Genomic DNA, 13,836 nt, shown 5'->3' with positions numbered 1-13,836 from the left:
GGAGCGTGGCTTGTCGTGTGACGAACCACCGCGAAGGCCTGCAACGCAGGCCCATAGGCGACCAGATCAGGGGCCGCTGCGCGGTCCTTCGCGGGCAAGCCACGCTCCTACAGTGGGACGCGGAGTCGTCAGGTCGAGCGCCGGCTATGCATATGATCCCGCCCCGCCAGGGTCGGAAACAGCTTGATCCACACCCCGGTCACCACCAGGGTTCCGACGCCCCCCAGCACCACCGCCGGCACCGTGCCGAACCAGTGCGCGGTCACCCCCGACTCGAACTCGCCCAGCTGGTTCGAAGCACCGATGAACAAGCCGTTCACCGCACTCACCCGGCCGCGCATTTCGTCCGGCGTCTCCAGTTGCACGAAGGCGCCGCGGATCACCATGCTGATCATGTCGGCCGCGCCGAGCACGGCCAGCACCGCCAGGGAGAACCAGAACGAGGTGGACAGGCCGAAGGCGATGGTCGCCACGCCGAACACCCCGACCGCGGTGAACATCACCCGCCCGACCTTGCGCTCCACCGGGAAGCGCGCCAGCCACAGCGACATCAGCAACGCCCCCACCGCCGGTGCCGAGCGCAGCAGGCCCAGGCCCCAGGGGCCGGTGAGCAGGATGTCCTTGGCGAACACCGGCAACAACGCGGTGGCGCCACCCAGCAGCACGGCGAACAGATCGAGGGAGATCGCCCCGAGGATATCCGGGCGGCTGCGGATGAAGCGGATCCCCGCCAGCAGCGATTCGATGCTGGCGCGGCCCTGGGCCAGCGGGGTCTGCCGTGAGGTCAGGCTGAGGGTCAGGCAGCAGGCGATGAGGTACAGGCACACCGTCGGCCCGTACACCCAGACGCTGCCGAAGGCATAGAGAAAACCGCCCAGGGCCGGGGCGACGATGGTCGCCGACTGCATCGCCGAGGCCGACGCCGCCACCGCCCGCGGGAACAGCTCCGGCGGCACCACGTTGGGCAGCAGCGCCTGGGTCGCCGGCATCTCGAACGAACGGGCGGCGCCGAGGAGGAAGGCGAGGATGAAGATCAGCTCGCGAGTCACCGAGTCGCTGCTGCTGGCCAGCGCCAGCGCCAGGGCGATCAGCGCCTGCAGGCTCTGGCACAGCGCGGCGACGCGACGCCGGTCGTAGCGGTCGGCGACATGCCCGGTGTGCAGCATGAACAGTACCCGCGGGGCGAACTCCACCAGGCCGACCAGACCCAGGTCGAGGACATTGCCGGTCAACTGGTAGAGGTGCCAGCCGATGGCCACGGTGAGCATCTGGAAGCCGCTGGCGGTGAACACCCGGGCCAGCCAGAACGACAGGAAGGGACGGTGACGACGAAGCAGCAACGGAGCCGTGGCGGACATGGGCGAAGGCGCAGTCTTCATGGGGACGGGGTGTGGCAGCGTAACACCTGGCTGTAACAAAAGGTTGCAGGAAACGCCGATGCCGTTCGCTGAGCGCACCGTTTCACATTTTCGTAAAGAGGGTGAGGCAACCGGTCACGCGGCAATCAACCACACAACCGCGCGCAGGGTTCGGGACTATCCTTTCTCCCTGTCATTGACCTGGATCAATAGTTGCCGCTGCAACGATCCGCTCGACGACGGGCCTGCGGGCCGCCGATCCCTGGGGTGGGAAATTTTTCAGAACAATTCGAACAGGTTGCACTCAACCACCACGGGGGCAGTTGGCGTCAAGGCAACGGACCCTGACGCCGGATTACCTGACAGAGGAAGCACCATGTTCGGATCAGAGGCCCTCGATCTCGCCCGAATGCAGTTCGCGTTCACCGTGTCCTTTCACATCCTGTTCCCTGCCATCACCATCGGTCTCGCCAGCTACCTGGCGGTGCTCGAAGGCCTCTGGCTGAAAACCAACGAAGCGGTCTACCGCGACCTCTACCACTTCTGGTCGAAGATCTTCGCCGTCAACTTCGGCATGGGCGTGGTCTCCGGGCTGGTCATGGCCTACCAGTTCGGCACCAACTGGAGCCGCTTCTCCGACTTCGCCGGCGCGGTGACCGGGCCCCTGCTGACCTACGAGGTGCTCACCGCATTCTTCCTCGAGGCCGGTTTCCTCGGCGTCATGCTCTTCGGCTGGAATCGCGTCGGCCGTGGCCTGCATTTCTTCTCCACGGTGATGGTGGCTCTCGGCACGCTGGTCTCGACCTTCTGGATCCTCGCCTCCAACAGCTGGATGCAGACGCCCCAGGGCTTCGAGATCGTCGATGGCCGGGTGATTCCGGTGGACTGGCTGGCGGTGATCTTCAACCCGTCGTTCCCCTACCGCCTGATGCACATGGCCACCGCCGCCTTCGTCGCCACCGCCTTCTTCGTCGGCGCCTCGGCGGCCTGGCACCTGCTGCGCGGGCGCGACAACCCGGCGATCCGCAAGATGCTCTCGATGGCCATGTGGATGGCCCTGATCGTCGCCCCGATCCAGGCGGTGATCGGCGATTTTCACGGCCTCAACACCCTCAAGCACCAGCCGGTGAAGATCGCCGCCATCGAGGGGCATTGGGAAAACGTCGGCGACGAACCGACCCCGCTGATCCTCTTCGGCATTCCCGACATGCAGGCCGAGACCACCCGCTTCAAGCTGGAGATCCCGGCCCTGGGCAGCCTGATCCTGACCCACAGCCTGGACAAGCAAGTGCCGGCGATGAAGGACTTCCCGCCTGAGGACCGGCCCAATTCCACCGTGGTGTTCTGGTCGTTCCGCATCATGGTCGGGCTCGGCATGCTGATGATCTTCGTCGGCCTGTGGAGCCTCTGGCTGCGCAAGCGCGGCACCCTGTACAGCTCGCGGCCGTTCCTCTACCTGACCCTGTGGATGGGGCCGTCCGGCTTGATCGCGATCCTCGCCGGCTGGTTCACCACCGAAGTCGGCCGTCAGCCGTGGGTGGTCTACGGCCTGATGCGCACCGCCGATGGCGCCTCCAACCACAGCTACGCGCAGCTCGGTTTCACCCTGGTCATGTTCGTGGTGGTGTACTTCGCCCTGTTCGGCGCGGGCCTGGGCTACATGATGCGCCTGGTGCGCAAGGGACCGAAGACCGGCGAAGGCAACGAGACCAACCCCGGCGGCCCTGGCCAGCCCCGTACTCCGGCGCGGCCGCTGTCGGCGGCGAAAGACGATCACGACGTCCGCGACGTCAGCCTGACCAAAGAAGGACACTGAACCATGGGAATCGATCTTGCGCTGATCTGGGCCGTGATCATCATCTTCGGCGTGATGATGTACGTGGTCATGGACGGTTTCGACCTGGGCATCGGCATCCTCTTCCCCTTCATCAAGGGCGAGCAGGATCGCGATGTGATGATGAACACCGTGGCGCCGGTCTGGGACGGTAACGAGACCTGGCTGGTGCTGGGCGGGGCGGGATTGTTCGGCGCCTTCCCGCTGGCCTACTCGGTGGTGCTGTCGGCGCTGTACCTGCCGTTGATGCTGATGCTGGTGGGCTTGATCTTCCGTGGCGTGGCCTTCGAGTTCCGCTTCAAGGCCAAGGCCGACAAGCGCCATCTGTGGGACAAGGCATTCATCTGGGGCTCGCTGACCGCGACCTTCTTCCAGGGCGTGGCCCTGGGTGCCTTCATCGAGGGCTTCAAGGTGGTCGATCGGCAGTATGCCGGCGGCACCCTCGACTGGCTGACGCCCTTCAGCATCTTCAGCGGCCTCGGCCTGATCGTCGCCTACGCGCTGCTCGGCTGCACCTGGCTGATCATGAAGACCGAAGGCAAGCTCCAGGAGCAGATGCACAACCTCGGTCGGCCGCTGGCGCTGGTATTGCTGCTGGTGATCGGCATCGTCAGCCTGTGGACGCCGCTGGCCTATCCGAAGATCGCCGAGCGCTGGTTCACCATGCCCAACCTGCTCTGGTTCATGCCGGTGCCGCTGCTGGTCCTGGTGACCTTCTACGGCCTGCTCCAGGCGGTGAAGCGCAACGCCCACTACACGCCGTTCCTGCTCACCCTGGTGCTGATCTTCCTCGGCTACAGCGGCCTGGGCATCAGCCTGTGGCCGAACATCATCCCGCCATCGATCTCGATCTGGGACGCTGCCGCGCCGCCGCAGAGCCAGGGCTTCATGCTGGTCGGCACGCTGTTCATCCTGCCGTTCATCCTCGGCTACACCTTCTGGAGCTACTACGTGTTCCGCGGCAAGGTGACCCATGAACATGGTTATCACTAGGAGGGTTCAGCGCATGAAAGGCGACGATACCTTCGAACCGGAGAAGAAGCCGCTGTGGCAACGGCTGGGCTGGCTGGCGCTGATCTGGACGCTGAGCGTGGCGAGCCTGGCGGTGCTGGCGTGGCTGATGCGGATGTTCATGAGTGCGGCGGGGCTAAGCACGTAGGAGCTGGCTTGCCTGCGATGGACCGCAAAGCGGTCCCAGACAGCAGTGAGGTCTGGGACCGCTTTGCGGTCCATCGCAGGCAAGCCAGCTCCTACAAGAAGCAGCGCAATTTCTTCGCGTTTTATTTCCGGGCCTTGAGGATCACGAACTTCGGCGTCGCCGCCACCTGCTCCACCCCGCGGAACAGGCGCGCCAGCTTGGTGTGATAACCCAGATGACGGTTACCCACGATATACAGCGCCCCACCCACCACCAGCGCCTCGCGGGCCTGCTGGAACATGCGCCAGGCGAGGAAGTCGCCGACCACCTGCTGCTGGTGGAACGGCGGGTTGCACAGCACCACGTCCAGCGAGTTCGCCGGCTGCCCGTCCAGGCCGTCCGCCGCGTGGATCTCCGCCTCCCGCTCGCCGAGGGCCGCACGCCAGTTCTCCATGGCGGACTGCACCGCCATATAGGATTCGTCCACCAGGGTGTAGTGCGCCTGCGGGTTGTCCAGGGCACTGGCGATCGCCAGCACGCCATTGCCGCAGCCGAGGTCTGCTACGCGGGCGCTGCCGAGGTTGCGCGGCAGGTGCGGGAGAAACGCGCGGGTGCCGATGTCCAGCCCTTCGCGGCAGAACACGTTGGCATGGTTGACCAGCTCCAGGGCCGGCTTGTCCAGGCGGTAGCGGGTCGGGTAGGGCGACTGCGCGGGCGCCTTCGCCTCGAAGGTGGCGACCAGCAGGCGCGCCTTCTTCTGCGCCAGCGAGGCCTGCATCGGCCCGATGTACTGTTCCAGCAGATCCCCGGCGGCCCGTGGCAGGTGCTTGATCATCGCCCCGGCGACCACGCGGGCGCCCGGCGCCAGCTGGCTTTGCAGGCGAATCAGCTGCTCTTCGAGCAAGGCCAGGGTCTTCGGCACCCGCACCAGGACGTAGTCGAACGGTCCCGGGCACGGCGCGCTGGCCGGCACGAAGGGCACGCTGTCCCAGGGCTGGTCGTTGCGCGGCAGGTTCTTTTCCAGGCCCAGGCGAGCGAGGAAGGAATCGCCGCTGCTGGTCACCGCGAAGCGCTCGCGCAGGCTGATGGCCAGGCCGCCGAAACTGTCGTTGAGGACCAGCACCCGGGCACCAACGGGCAGGTCCTGCTCGGCCAGGTGTTCCAGCAGGTATTCGTCGGCGGCGTCGAAGGCTTGCAGGGGATCGTTGGCGTAGTCGGGCTGGCGGATCAGGTCGAGGTGGGCGAAGGGGCTGGTCAGCAAAGGCATGGGTCGAGGCTCTGGGGCATGGGTGTGCACTGCCGGGCAGTGACAGACAGGCGCCGATTCTACAGGGCTTTGCGGTCTAGCGGGGTCACAGCAGTCCGTGCATGGCGGCGATGGCCACGGCGCCGGCCTTGTTGTTGGCGTGCATCTTGGAAATGACGCTGCGGATATGGAAATTCACCGTGCTCTGCGACAGGGTGAGGATGCAGGCGATGTCCGAGGCGGTCTTGCCGGCGGCGGACCATTTCAGCACTTCGCGCTCGCGTTCGGACAGGCCGAAACCATTGGGTTGCAGCGGATTGATGCATTCGAGCATGACCGTGTGCATGACATTGCACAGCCACAGGGCCTGGCCGGTCTTGTCATAGAACTCGGCTACGCTGATAGCGTTTTCGCTGCGCGCCAGGCTGAGCACGCTGTTGTTGCCACGGATATCGTGGGCGGCCTGGCTCCAGCCATGGGTGAGGCCATTGGCCTTGGCCTCTTCGCGCAGTTGCGGGGTCTGTTCGAACACCGCGTCTTCCCACAGCAGCGGGATCAGCGAGTGACGGCAATGGTGGAAGGTCGGGTCCTGGGTGAGGTAGTTGCGCTCCTGGTACAACGCATTCCACTCGGCGGAGAAGTTGTTGTACATCAGGTACTGGGGGGTGAGGCCGCTCGCCTGGCTCTGCACCACCAGGCCGAGGTATTCCATGCCCAACTGCTCGGCCAGGGACAGCGCGGTTTCGAAGATGCGCTCAGGATCCCGTTCGCCGATCAGGCTTTCGAGCTGCTCTTGCTTCCAGTGCGGCATTGACGGGTTGCTCCCTGTGCATGGATCCAAGTTTTCCGCTGCGGCTTTGTCAGTATAGGAATTGTCCTACAGTGCGATTGGTTTTTTTCGCTATAAGTTGACCTATGTCATGGCCGACGAAGGATAGTTGATGTAACGGATTGTTTGCCGTGCGCTGAGGTTTTTCACACAAGGCCTACAAACCGGCGGTGTTTATTCTGATGGCTTTGCGCGACACTGGGCGCACCCGATTTGTGGAGCGAACCATGACTGCCAGCGCGGAGAAATACACCCGCCAAACCCTCCTCGATGTCCAGCCGCTGACCCCCAGCCTCTTCAGCCTGCGCACCACCCGCGATGCCGGCTTCCGCTTTCGCGCCGGCCAGTTCGCCCGCCTGGGCGTGACCAAGGCCGATGGCAGCGTGGTCTGGCGCGCCTATTCGATGGTGTCGTCACCGTTCGACGAGCACCTGGACTTCTATTCCATCGTGGTGCCGGGCGGCGAGTTCACCAGTGAGCTGAGTCGCCTGCGCGAAGGCGACGAACTGCTGATCGACCGCCAGGCGTTCGGCTACCTGACCCTCGATCGCTTCGTCGACGGCCGCGACCTGTGGCTGCTGGCGACCGGTACCGGGATCGCCCCGTTCCTCTCGATCCTGCAGGACTTCGAGGCCTGGGAGCGCTTCGAGCGGATCAAGCTGGTCTATTCGGTGCGCGAGGCCCGCGAGCTGGCCTATCTGGACCTGATCGCCGGCCTGGAGCAGCGCGACTACCTGGCGGAATACGCCGGCAAGCTGCAGTTCATTCCGGTGGTGACCCGCGAGCAGCATCCGGGGGCGCTGAACGGGCGGATCACCACGCTGATCGAGAACGGCGAACTGGAGCGGGCGGCCGGACTGGAGCTGATTCCGGAGCATTCGCGGGTGATGCTCTGTGGCAACCCCGAGATGATCGACGATACGCGCAAGGTGCTGAAGGCCAGGGAGTTGAACCTGAGCCTGAGCCGGCGGCCGGGGCAGGTGGCGGTCGAGACTTACTGGTGAGAGTCATTGGGACCGCCTTGCGGTCCTTCGCGGTGGTTCGTCACACGACAAGCCACGCTCCTACCAGTGCAGCGCGGATACGCGGATTTTGTAGGAGCGCGGCTTGTCGTGTGACGAACCACCGCGAAGGGCCGCATAGCGGCCCCAAAAATCTCAAGGCTTGTTGTTCTGAGCCTTCAACAGATCGCGAATCTCGGTCAGCAAGGTCTCCTGCGGAGTAGGCGCCGGCGGTACGGACGGTGCCACTGCTTCTTCACGCTTCAGCCGGTTGATCACTTTCACACCCATGAAGATCGCGAAGGCCACGATCACGAAGTCGATGATGGTCTGGATGAATTTGCCATAGGCCAGCATCACCGCCGGCGCATCGCCTTCGGCGGCCTTCAGCGTGATCGCCAGGTCACTGAAGTCCACTCCGCCAACCAACAAACCTATGGGCGGCATCACCACATCGCCGACAAAAGATGAAACGATCTTGCCGAACGCCGCGCCGATGATGATACCGACGGCCATGTCGACGACATTGCCCTTGACCGCAAAGGCTTTGAATTCACTGATCAGGCCCATGGTTTATTCCTTGTAACAATTGAAAGGGTCAACGCAGTGTAATTCAGCCGGCCGCTTCATGCGCTGCGTCGACTGCAAATGACCGCGCTCATAGCCAATGGTTTTGTCGCGATTGGCACCCGTCCCGGCACGGCGGCTATCATGGCGACTTTTTCCAGGAGATTGCCCATGGCCAAGGCCAAGCGCTTGTACGGCTGCACCGAGTGCGGCGCGACCTTTCCCAAATGGGCCGGCCAGTGCGGCGAGTGCGGCGCCTGGAACACCCTGACCGAGACCATGATCGAGAGCGGCGGCGCCGCAGCGCCCAGCGGGCGTACCGGCTGGGCCGGGCAGCAGGCGCAGATCAAGACCCTCGCCGAGGTCTCCATCGAGGAGATCCCGCGTTTCTCCACCGCCAGCGCCGAGCTCGACCGCGTTCTCGGCGGCGGCCTGGTGGACGGTTCGGTGGTGCTGATCGGCGGCGACCCCGGCATCGGCAAGTCCACCATCCTCCTGCAGACCCTCTGCCATATCGCCACGCGCATGCCGGCGCTGTACGTCACCGGCGAGGAATCCCAGCAGCAGGTGGCGATGCGCGGGCGTCGCCTGGGCCTGCCGCTGGATCAGTTGCGGGTGATGACCGAGACCTGCATCGAAAGCATCATCGCCACCGCGCGCAGCGAAAAACCCAAGGTCATGGTGATCGACTCGATCCAGACCATCTTCACCGAGCAGCTGCAATCCGCCCCCGGCGGCGTCGCTCAGGTCCGCGAGAGCGCCGCGCTGCTGGTGCGCTACGCCAAGCAGAGCGGCACGGCGATCTTCCTCGTCGGCCACGTGACCAAGGAAGGCGCCCTGGCCGGTCCGCGGGTACTGGAGCACATGGTCGACACCGTGCTGTATTTCGAGGGCGAGTCCGATGGCCGCCTGCGCCTGTTGCGCGCGGTGAAGAACCGCTTTGGCGCGGTCAACGAACTGGGCGTGTTCGGCATGACCGACCGTGGCCTGAAGGAAGTCTCCAACCCGTCGGCGATCTTCCTCACCCGGGCTCAGGAGGCGGTACCGGGCAGCGTGGTCATGGCCACCTGGGAAGGCACCCGGCCGATGCTGGTGGAGGTCCAGGCGCTGGTGGACGACAGCCATCTGGCCAACCCGCGACGGGTCACCCTGGGCCTGGACCAGAACCGCCTGGCCATGCTTCTGGCGGTCCTGCACCGCCACGGCGGCATTCCTACCCACGATCAGGACGTGTTCCTCAACGTGGTCGGCGGGGTCAAGGTGCTGGAGACCGCCTCCGACCTGGCCCTGCTCGCCGCCGTGATGTCGAGCCTGCGCAACCGGCCGCTGTCCCAGGGCCTGCTGGTGTTCGGCGAAGTCGGTCTGTCCGGCGAGGTGCGGCCGGTGCCGAGCGGCCAGGAGCGCCTGAAGGAAGCGGCCAAGCACGGCTTCAAGCGCGCCATCGTGCCCAAGGGCAACGCGCCGAAGGAGGCGCCGGCGGGTCTTCAGGTGATCGCCGTAACCCGTCTGGAACAAGCCCTCGACGCGCTGTTCGAGGAGTGAGCGGAGCAGGGCCTGCCCGCGCGCAGGCCCGCGACGATTGTCCGCGGGCCTGGTTGCAGGTTCACCGCCTGGCGGGGACGCTGGCGGCGACAGGTTTGCTGCGGCTGGAGCGGTACTTCGTCAGCTGTGGCGAGGTCGCGATGGTGAGGCGCTGAGGCAAGGGTAACGGCCAGCGCCATGCCGCCTGGCGCCCCAGGCGTTGGCGCTCATGCACCAGCCAGAGCATGCCGACCAGCATCAGCGGCAAATGCCCTTGCTCCACCAGCATCGGCAGTAACATCAACGGCCAGCAGGCGGCGATGCACCAGTTGCCCTTGACCACCCCGTAGCGCAGGCAGTCGCGGACCATGGCCCAGCCGAACGCGGAAATCCGTGGCAGGTAGTGACAGTGGTTCAGCGCCTGTTGCTTGACCGGTGTCGCCTGCCAGAACAGGACGACTCCCAGTGCCAACAGTGCCGCGTATCCGCCGTTGTCGCCCGTGAGTAGTTTCAGCCCGATGGACAGCCCGGTCAGCAGCAGGCCGGCCAGGCTCCACACCAGTACGTAGCCGCACAGGAACAGCGCCACGGCCAGCGGACGGCGCCGTGGCAGACTGCGTTGCCACAGGTAGTCCAGGGGCGCGGCCAACAGGGGCGGCATCATCGCCAGCAGCATCATCCACCAGGCCAGCAGCAGCCCCAGCGGATCGAGGGACAGCGCCTGGGTGACGCCGCGCCAGCCCAGCGCGGAGAGCACGCCGGCGATGGACCCGCAGAAGTCGGGCAGCGCCGATTGTGTCGGCGCCGCCACCAATGCGGCCCACCCGGCCAGGCTGGCGGTCGCCAGCCACGGCCAGGGGCTGTGCAGCCAGGCGGTGGTCAGCCTGACATCCATCGTCACTCGCCTTGGCGGTAAATGCTGATGCGGCCGACCGTGATGTCATCGCCGTCGAACAGGTTCTGGTCCGGGAACAGGCTGACCTGCAGGTGGGCCAGATCCAGGTCGCCACCCTGGCGCAGCACCTCGATCACCTGGGTGATCTCCAGCGAAGCGCTGAGACCGCTGCCGCCGTGGCTGGTGTTGACGTCGCTGGCCGACGAGACGCCGAACAGCGAGACCGAACCCGCGTGCAGTTCCGGATGCGCGTCCGGTTGCTCGCCTTGCGGCAGGTTGACGTAGACGTCGATCAGCACCGCGTTGCGCTGGCCACGGATGTTTTCCAGGTTGAGGAAGATCCGCTCATGCTTGGGCGCGATGGCGTTCTCCGCCACCAGGCTCTTGGCCGCGAGACGTCGGGATACCTTGGCCAGCCCCGATTTGTCCAGATGCACCCTGGTATCGCCCTTGCGTCCCACCAGCTTCAAGGTGTCACTGTTGGCGCCGATCAGTTCGACTTCGACTTCGGGTTCGTCCACGGCCGCTACCGTCGGTTGAGCGACGAATGCCGCTGCTGCCAGTTTTTCTTGCGGTGCCTTCGGTACCGGGTCATAGAAACTTTCATAGGTATAAGGCTGATCCTTGAGCTCCAGCGTTTCATGGACCTTCCAGAAGCGACTTTCGCCGTTCACCGTCGGCAGGATGAACGGGCGGCCCAGGGGTGGACCATCGACGAACTTGGGCTTGGTCGAGTTGTGGTGGCTCGGGTCGCGGTTCAGCCAGATCTGCCAGAGACGGTCGATGTTGGCGTGGTGCAGCCAGAACACCGGATCGAGGCCGGCGGTGTCCGGATCGGACATCAGCCCCGCACGGAAAGCCGGATCCTTGACCGGCAGGCCGTTGTCGCCACCGACCATGGTATGCACGAAGTTGTGCGGGCTGGATTCCAGCAGGCCGCTGGGATGGCCGGCGTTGTGGTTGAAGCCGGTAGACGGGCCACCGAAGCCAGGAGAACCGCCATTCTCCTTGCGGGTGAACTGGTCTTCGTTGAATGCGGCTGTCAGATCGAGCTTTGCCGGGTTCAGTCGGATGATGCCGTCCTTCTGTGAGCCGAAGCGCAGCACTACCGGCAGCGCCAGAGGGTTCGGCGTGCCGTCGGGCAGGGTTTCGCTGTAGAACTCTTCCGGCAGTCCGAGGGTTTCCGGACGGGTCTGGTACTCGTCGTAGTTCCAGTACGGCAGGGCCCAGTCAGCCGGGCCGCCGAGCTTGACCACCGCGGCGCGGACGATCTCCTCGAAGGACAGCAGGTACGGACGGTGCCACGGCAGGAAGTACCAGGACTGGTGCTGGCACTGGTTCCAGTACAGCTCGCGGTCCTTCAGGCTCGGCAGTTTGTCGACCTTCTTGTCGTAATAGCCTTCGGTTTCCCAGATGCTCGCGTCGAAGCCATGGATCGCGGCGAGAAAACGCCAGCTGGTGGGGTCGTTCAGCGGACGCGACTGCAGCTCGCGGACGGCCTTCGCATACCACAGCAGCGTCGGGTTCCAGGTCTCGCCGAGGTTCCACAAATCCTTGCGCACATAAGTCATGTTCACGCTCTCCCTGTTCCATGTGAGGTGGTGTTCCATATCGGCCCGATGACGATAGACCGGTAAAGGCACAGTGCCATATCGCTCCGTCGGATTGTTGAAGGAAATGTGCGCGCGCCAATCAATGAAAAGGGGCCGATGCTTGCGCATCGGCCCCCGGGGGTCTGGCGTGTCGTCAGTGTTCGGCGACGGCTGATCGTCGCGAGCCTGTTCCGCCATGTTCTCCTTCGGTGACCATCGGGATTTCCTTGCCGTCGGCATCGAACAGCTTGCCGTCCTTGAAGTAGTCGCCATCACGCAGGGCGGAGATATCGGAGTACACCACCGTGCGCTCGTAACCGGCAGCGAACACCGACTGCTGGTCGGAGTTGCCGGCCTTGAGGTGGTTGAACAGCAGGTTCAGGGCAATGGCCATGATCGCAGCGGAACTGATACCCGAGTGGAAGATGGTCTCGAACCAGCGCGGGAAGTGATCGTAGAAGTTCGGCGCGGCGATCGGGATCATGCCGAAGCCCAGGGAGGCGGCGACGATGATCAGGTTCATGTTGTTCTTGTACTCGACCTTGGACAGGGTGCGGATACCGCTGGCGGCCACGGTGCCGAACAGGACGATACCAGCGCCACCGAGGACCGAGGTCGGCACCGCGGCAATCACCCGGCCCATGATCGGCAGCAGGCCGAGGACCACCAGGATGACCCCGCCGGTGGCGACCACGTAGCGGCTCTTGACCCCGGTCACGGCGACCAGGCCGACGTTCTGGGCAAAGGCGCTCTGGGTGAAGGAACCGAAGATCGGCGCCAGGATGCTCGACGCCATGTCGGCGCGCAGGCCGTCGCCGAGGCGGCGCGAATCGACCTTGGTGTCGATGATTTCACCGACGGCGAGAATGTCCGCCGAGGTTTCCACCAGGGTCACGATGATCACGATGCACATCGACAGGATCGCCGCGATGTGGAAGGTCGGCATGCCGAAGTGGAACGGCGAGGGCAGCGCCACCAGCGGGCCTTCCATCACCTTGCTGAAGTCGGCCATGCCCAGCGACCAGGCGATCAGGGTACCGATGACCATCGCCAGGAGGATCGACAGCCGCGAGATCGCCGCGCTACCGAGCTTGCTCAGGGCCAGCACGATACCGAAGGTCAGCGCCGCCAGGCCGATGTTGGCCATGCTGCCGAAGTCCGGCGACTTGCTGTTGCCGCCCATCACCCAGCGTGCCGCGACCGGCATCAGGGTCAGGCCGATGGTGGTGATGACGATACCGGTCACCAGTGGCGGGAAGAACTTGGTGATGCGCGAGAAGATCGGGGTGATCAGGAAGCCGATGAACGACGCCGCCATGACCGCACCGAGCACGCCCGGCAGGCCACCGCCGCCTTCGGTGCTGATGATCGCGCCCATGGTCGCGACACCGGCGAACGAGACACCCTGGACCAGCGGCAACTGACAGCCGAAGAACGGCAGGCCGAGGGTTTGCAGAAGCGTTGCCAGACCCCCGGCGAACAGCGACGCGGCGATCAGCAGGCCGATCTCCGCCGGTGTCAGCCCGGCCGCCTGGCCGAGAATCAGGGGTACGGCGACGATACCGCCATACATCGTCAAGACGTGTTGCAGACCATAGGCCAGGTTGGCGCCGAGACCGAGGTTCTCGTCCTCGGGACGTTGCGCTGGAGACGTGCTGGATGCGGACGTGTTCATGGGAGCATGGGTCTCTGTTTTATTGTTGTGGCGCTACTGTAGACACTCAGTGCATTCGATTGCCAGCACAATTGTATACAATTTATCGATTAGCTCAGAAACAGTAGGGCCATTGATTCGGCCTTTTATACTGTGCATCAATCGTTCCAAGTAGGCGGGCGCGCTGTATCACGGCGACGA

The 13,836-nt window shown here is 64.7% G+C and carries 12 protein-coding genes; 5 read left to right on the top strand and 7 right to left on the bottom strand.

Annotation, left to right across the window (positions count from 1 at the left end):
* Positions 1-128: 128 nt before the first annotated feature.
* Positions 129-1,358 (bottom strand): MFS transporter, encoded by a 1,230-nt coding sequence (locus RTI28_RS16570; protein WP_316921456.1) that lies wholly within the window; start codon positions 1,356-1,358, stop codon positions 129-131.
* Positions 1,359-1,734: 376 nt separating this feature from the next.
* On the opposite strand from RTI28_RS16570, the gene RTI28_RS16565 reads away from it, so the two are divergent.
* Genes RTI28_RS16565 through RTI28_RS16555 form a run of 3 tightly spaced genes read left to right on the top strand, consistent with a single transcriptional unit; the run spans position 1,735 to position 4,351 of the window.
* Complete coding sequence (locus tag RTI28_RS16565) at positions 1,735-3,174, top strand: cytochrome ubiquinol oxidase subunit I (RefSeq protein ID WP_316921455.1); 1,440 nt, start codon at positions 1,735-1,737, stop codon at positions 3,172-3,174.
* A gap of 3 nt (positions 3,175-3,177) precedes the next feature.
* The gene (cydB, locus tag RTI28_RS16560; protein ID WP_316921454.1) at positions 3,178-4,185 is read left to right on the top strand and encodes a cytochrome d ubiquinol oxidase subunit II; all 1,008 of its coding nucleotides are present in this window, start codon (positions 3,178-3,180) and stop codon (positions 4,183-4,185) included.
* 13 nt (positions 4,186-4,198) lie between these two features.
* The gene (locus RTI28_RS16555) at positions 4,199-4,351 is read left to right on the top strand and encodes a DUF2474 domain-containing protein (protein ID WP_316921453.1); all 153 of its coding nucleotides are present in this window, start codon (positions 4,199-4,201) and stop codon (positions 4,349-4,351) included.
* A 121-nt stretch (positions 4,352-4,472) separates the two neighbouring features.
* Here the strand turns inward: RTI28_RS16555 and RTI28_RS16550 are convergent, their stop codons facing one another.
* Together RTI28_RS16550 and RTI28_RS16545 are read right to left on the bottom strand one after the other, a co-directional pair.
* Complete coding sequence (locus RTI28_RS16550; protein WP_316921452.1) at positions 4,473-5,597, bottom strand: methyltransferase; 1,125 nt, start codon at positions 5,595-5,597, stop codon at positions 4,473-4,475.
* A gap of 85 nt (positions 5,598-5,682) precedes the next feature.
* Complete coding sequence (locus tag RTI28_RS16545; protein ID WP_316921451.1) at positions 5,683-6,387, bottom strand: LuxR family transcriptional regulator; 705 nt, start codon at positions 6,385-6,387, stop codon at positions 5,683-5,685.
* A gap of 245 nt (positions 6,388-6,632) precedes the next feature.
* Here RTI28_RS16545 and RTI28_RS16540 point away from each other — a divergent pair, with 245 nt between their 5' ends.
* Positions 6,633-7,409, top strand: coding sequence for a ferredoxin--NADP reductase (locus tag RTI28_RS16540; protein WP_316921450.1), 777 nt, complete (start codon positions 6,633-6,635; stop codon positions 7,407-7,409).
* A 153-nt stretch (positions 7,410-7,562) separates the two neighbouring features.
* On the opposite strand, the gene mscL is transcribed toward RTI28_RS16540, so the two are convergent.
* Entirely contained in the window at positions 7,563-7,976 is a 414-nt protein-coding gene (gene mscL, locus RTI28_RS16535; protein WP_316921449.1) for a large-conductance mechanosensitive channel protein MscL, read from the bottom strand.
* A 168-nt stretch (positions 7,977-8,144) separates the two neighbouring features.
* On the opposite strand from mscL, the gene radA reads away from it, so the two are divergent.
* Positions 8,145-9,515 carry a DNA repair protein RadA gene (gene radA, locus RTI28_RS16530; RefSeq protein ID WP_316921448.1) on the top strand — a complete coding sequence of 457 codons (1,371 nt, stop codon included), beginning with the start codon at positions 8,145-8,147 and terminating at the stop codon, positions 9,513-9,515.
* Positions 9,516-9,576: 61 nt separating this feature from the next.
* Here the strand turns inward: radA and RTI28_RS16525 are convergent, their stop codons facing one another.
* From RTI28_RS16525 to RTI28_RS16515, 3 genes are all read right to left on the bottom strand, one after another.
* Positions 9,577-10,389 (bottom strand): DUF2182 domain-containing protein, encoded by an 813-nt coding sequence (locus RTI28_RS16525; protein WP_316921447.1) that lies wholly within the window; start codon positions 10,387-10,389, stop codon positions 9,577-9,579.
* A 2-nt stretch (positions 10,390-10,391) separates the two neighbouring features.
* A complete protein-coding gene (locus RTI28_RS16520; protein ID WP_316921446.1) occupies positions 10,392-11,960 on the bottom strand; it encodes a tyrosinase family protein in 1,569 nt (522 codons plus the stop codon).
* A gap of 175 nt (positions 11,961-12,135) precedes the next feature.
* Complete coding sequence (locus RTI28_RS16515) at positions 12,136-13,656, bottom strand: nucleobase:cation symporter-2 family protein (protein WP_316921445.1); 1,521 nt, start codon at positions 13,654-13,656, stop codon at positions 12,136-12,138.
* Positions 13,657-13,836 lie beyond the last annotated feature (180 nt).

It is taken from the genome of Pseudomonas sp. zfem002, assembly GCF_032621685.1.
In the GTDB taxonomy this organism is placed as follows: Bacteria; Pseudomonadota; Gammaproteobacteria; order Pseudomonadales; family Pseudomonadaceae; genus Aquipseudomonas; species Aquipseudomonas japonica.
The sequence above is the reverse complement of the archived record's forward strand: the minus strand, read 5'-3'. Positions and strand labels throughout refer to the sequence as shown.

Bases quoted from the DNA above. Each gene is read 5' to 3' on its own strand.
- RTI28_RS16570 (WP_316921456.1), bottom strand. From the start codon at position 1,358: ATGTCCGCCACGGCTCCGTTGCTGCTTCGTCGTCACCGTCCCTTCCTG.
- RTI28_RS16565 (WP_316921455.1), top strand. From the start codon at position 1,735: ATGTTCGGATCAGAGGCCCTCGATCTCGCCCGAATGCAGTTCGCGTTC.
- cydB (WP_316921454.1), top strand. From the start codon at position 3,178: ATGGGAATCGATCTTGCGCTGATCTGGGCCGTGATCATCATCTTCGGC.
- RTI28_RS16555 (WP_316921453.1), top strand. From the start codon at position 4,199: ATGAAAGGCGACGATACCTTCGAACCGGAGAAGAAGCCGCTGTGGCAA.
- RTI28_RS16550 (WP_316921452.1), bottom strand. From the start codon at position 5,597: ATGCCTTTGCTGACCAGCCCCTTCGCCCACCTCGACCTGATCCGCCAG.
- RTI28_RS16545 (WP_316921451.1), bottom strand. From the start codon at position 6,387: ATGCCGCACTGGAAGCAAGAGCAGCTCGAAAGCCTGATCGGCGAACGG.
- RTI28_RS16540 (WP_316921450.1), top strand. From the start codon at position 6,633: ATGACTGCCAGCGCGGAGAAATACACCCGCCAAACCCTCCTCGATGTC.
- mscL (WP_316921449.1), bottom strand. From the start codon at position 7,976: ATGGGCCTGATCAGTGAATTCAAAGCCTTTGCGGTCAAGGGCAATGTC.
- radA (WP_316921448.1), top strand. From the start codon at position 8,145: ATGGCCAAGGCCAAGCGCTTGTACGGCTGCACCGAGTGCGGCGCGACC.
- RTI28_RS16525 (WP_316921447.1), bottom strand. From the start codon at position 10,389: ATGGATGTCAGGCTGACCACCGCCTGGCTGCACAGCCCCTGGCCGTGG.
- RTI28_RS16520 (WP_316921446.1), bottom strand. From the start codon at position 11,960: ATGACTTATGTGCGCAAGGATTTGTGGAACCTCGGCGAGACCTGGAAC.
- RTI28_RS16515 (WP_316921445.1), bottom strand. From the start codon at position 13,656: ATGAACACGTCCGCATCCAGCACGTCTCCAGCGCAACGTCCCGAGGAC.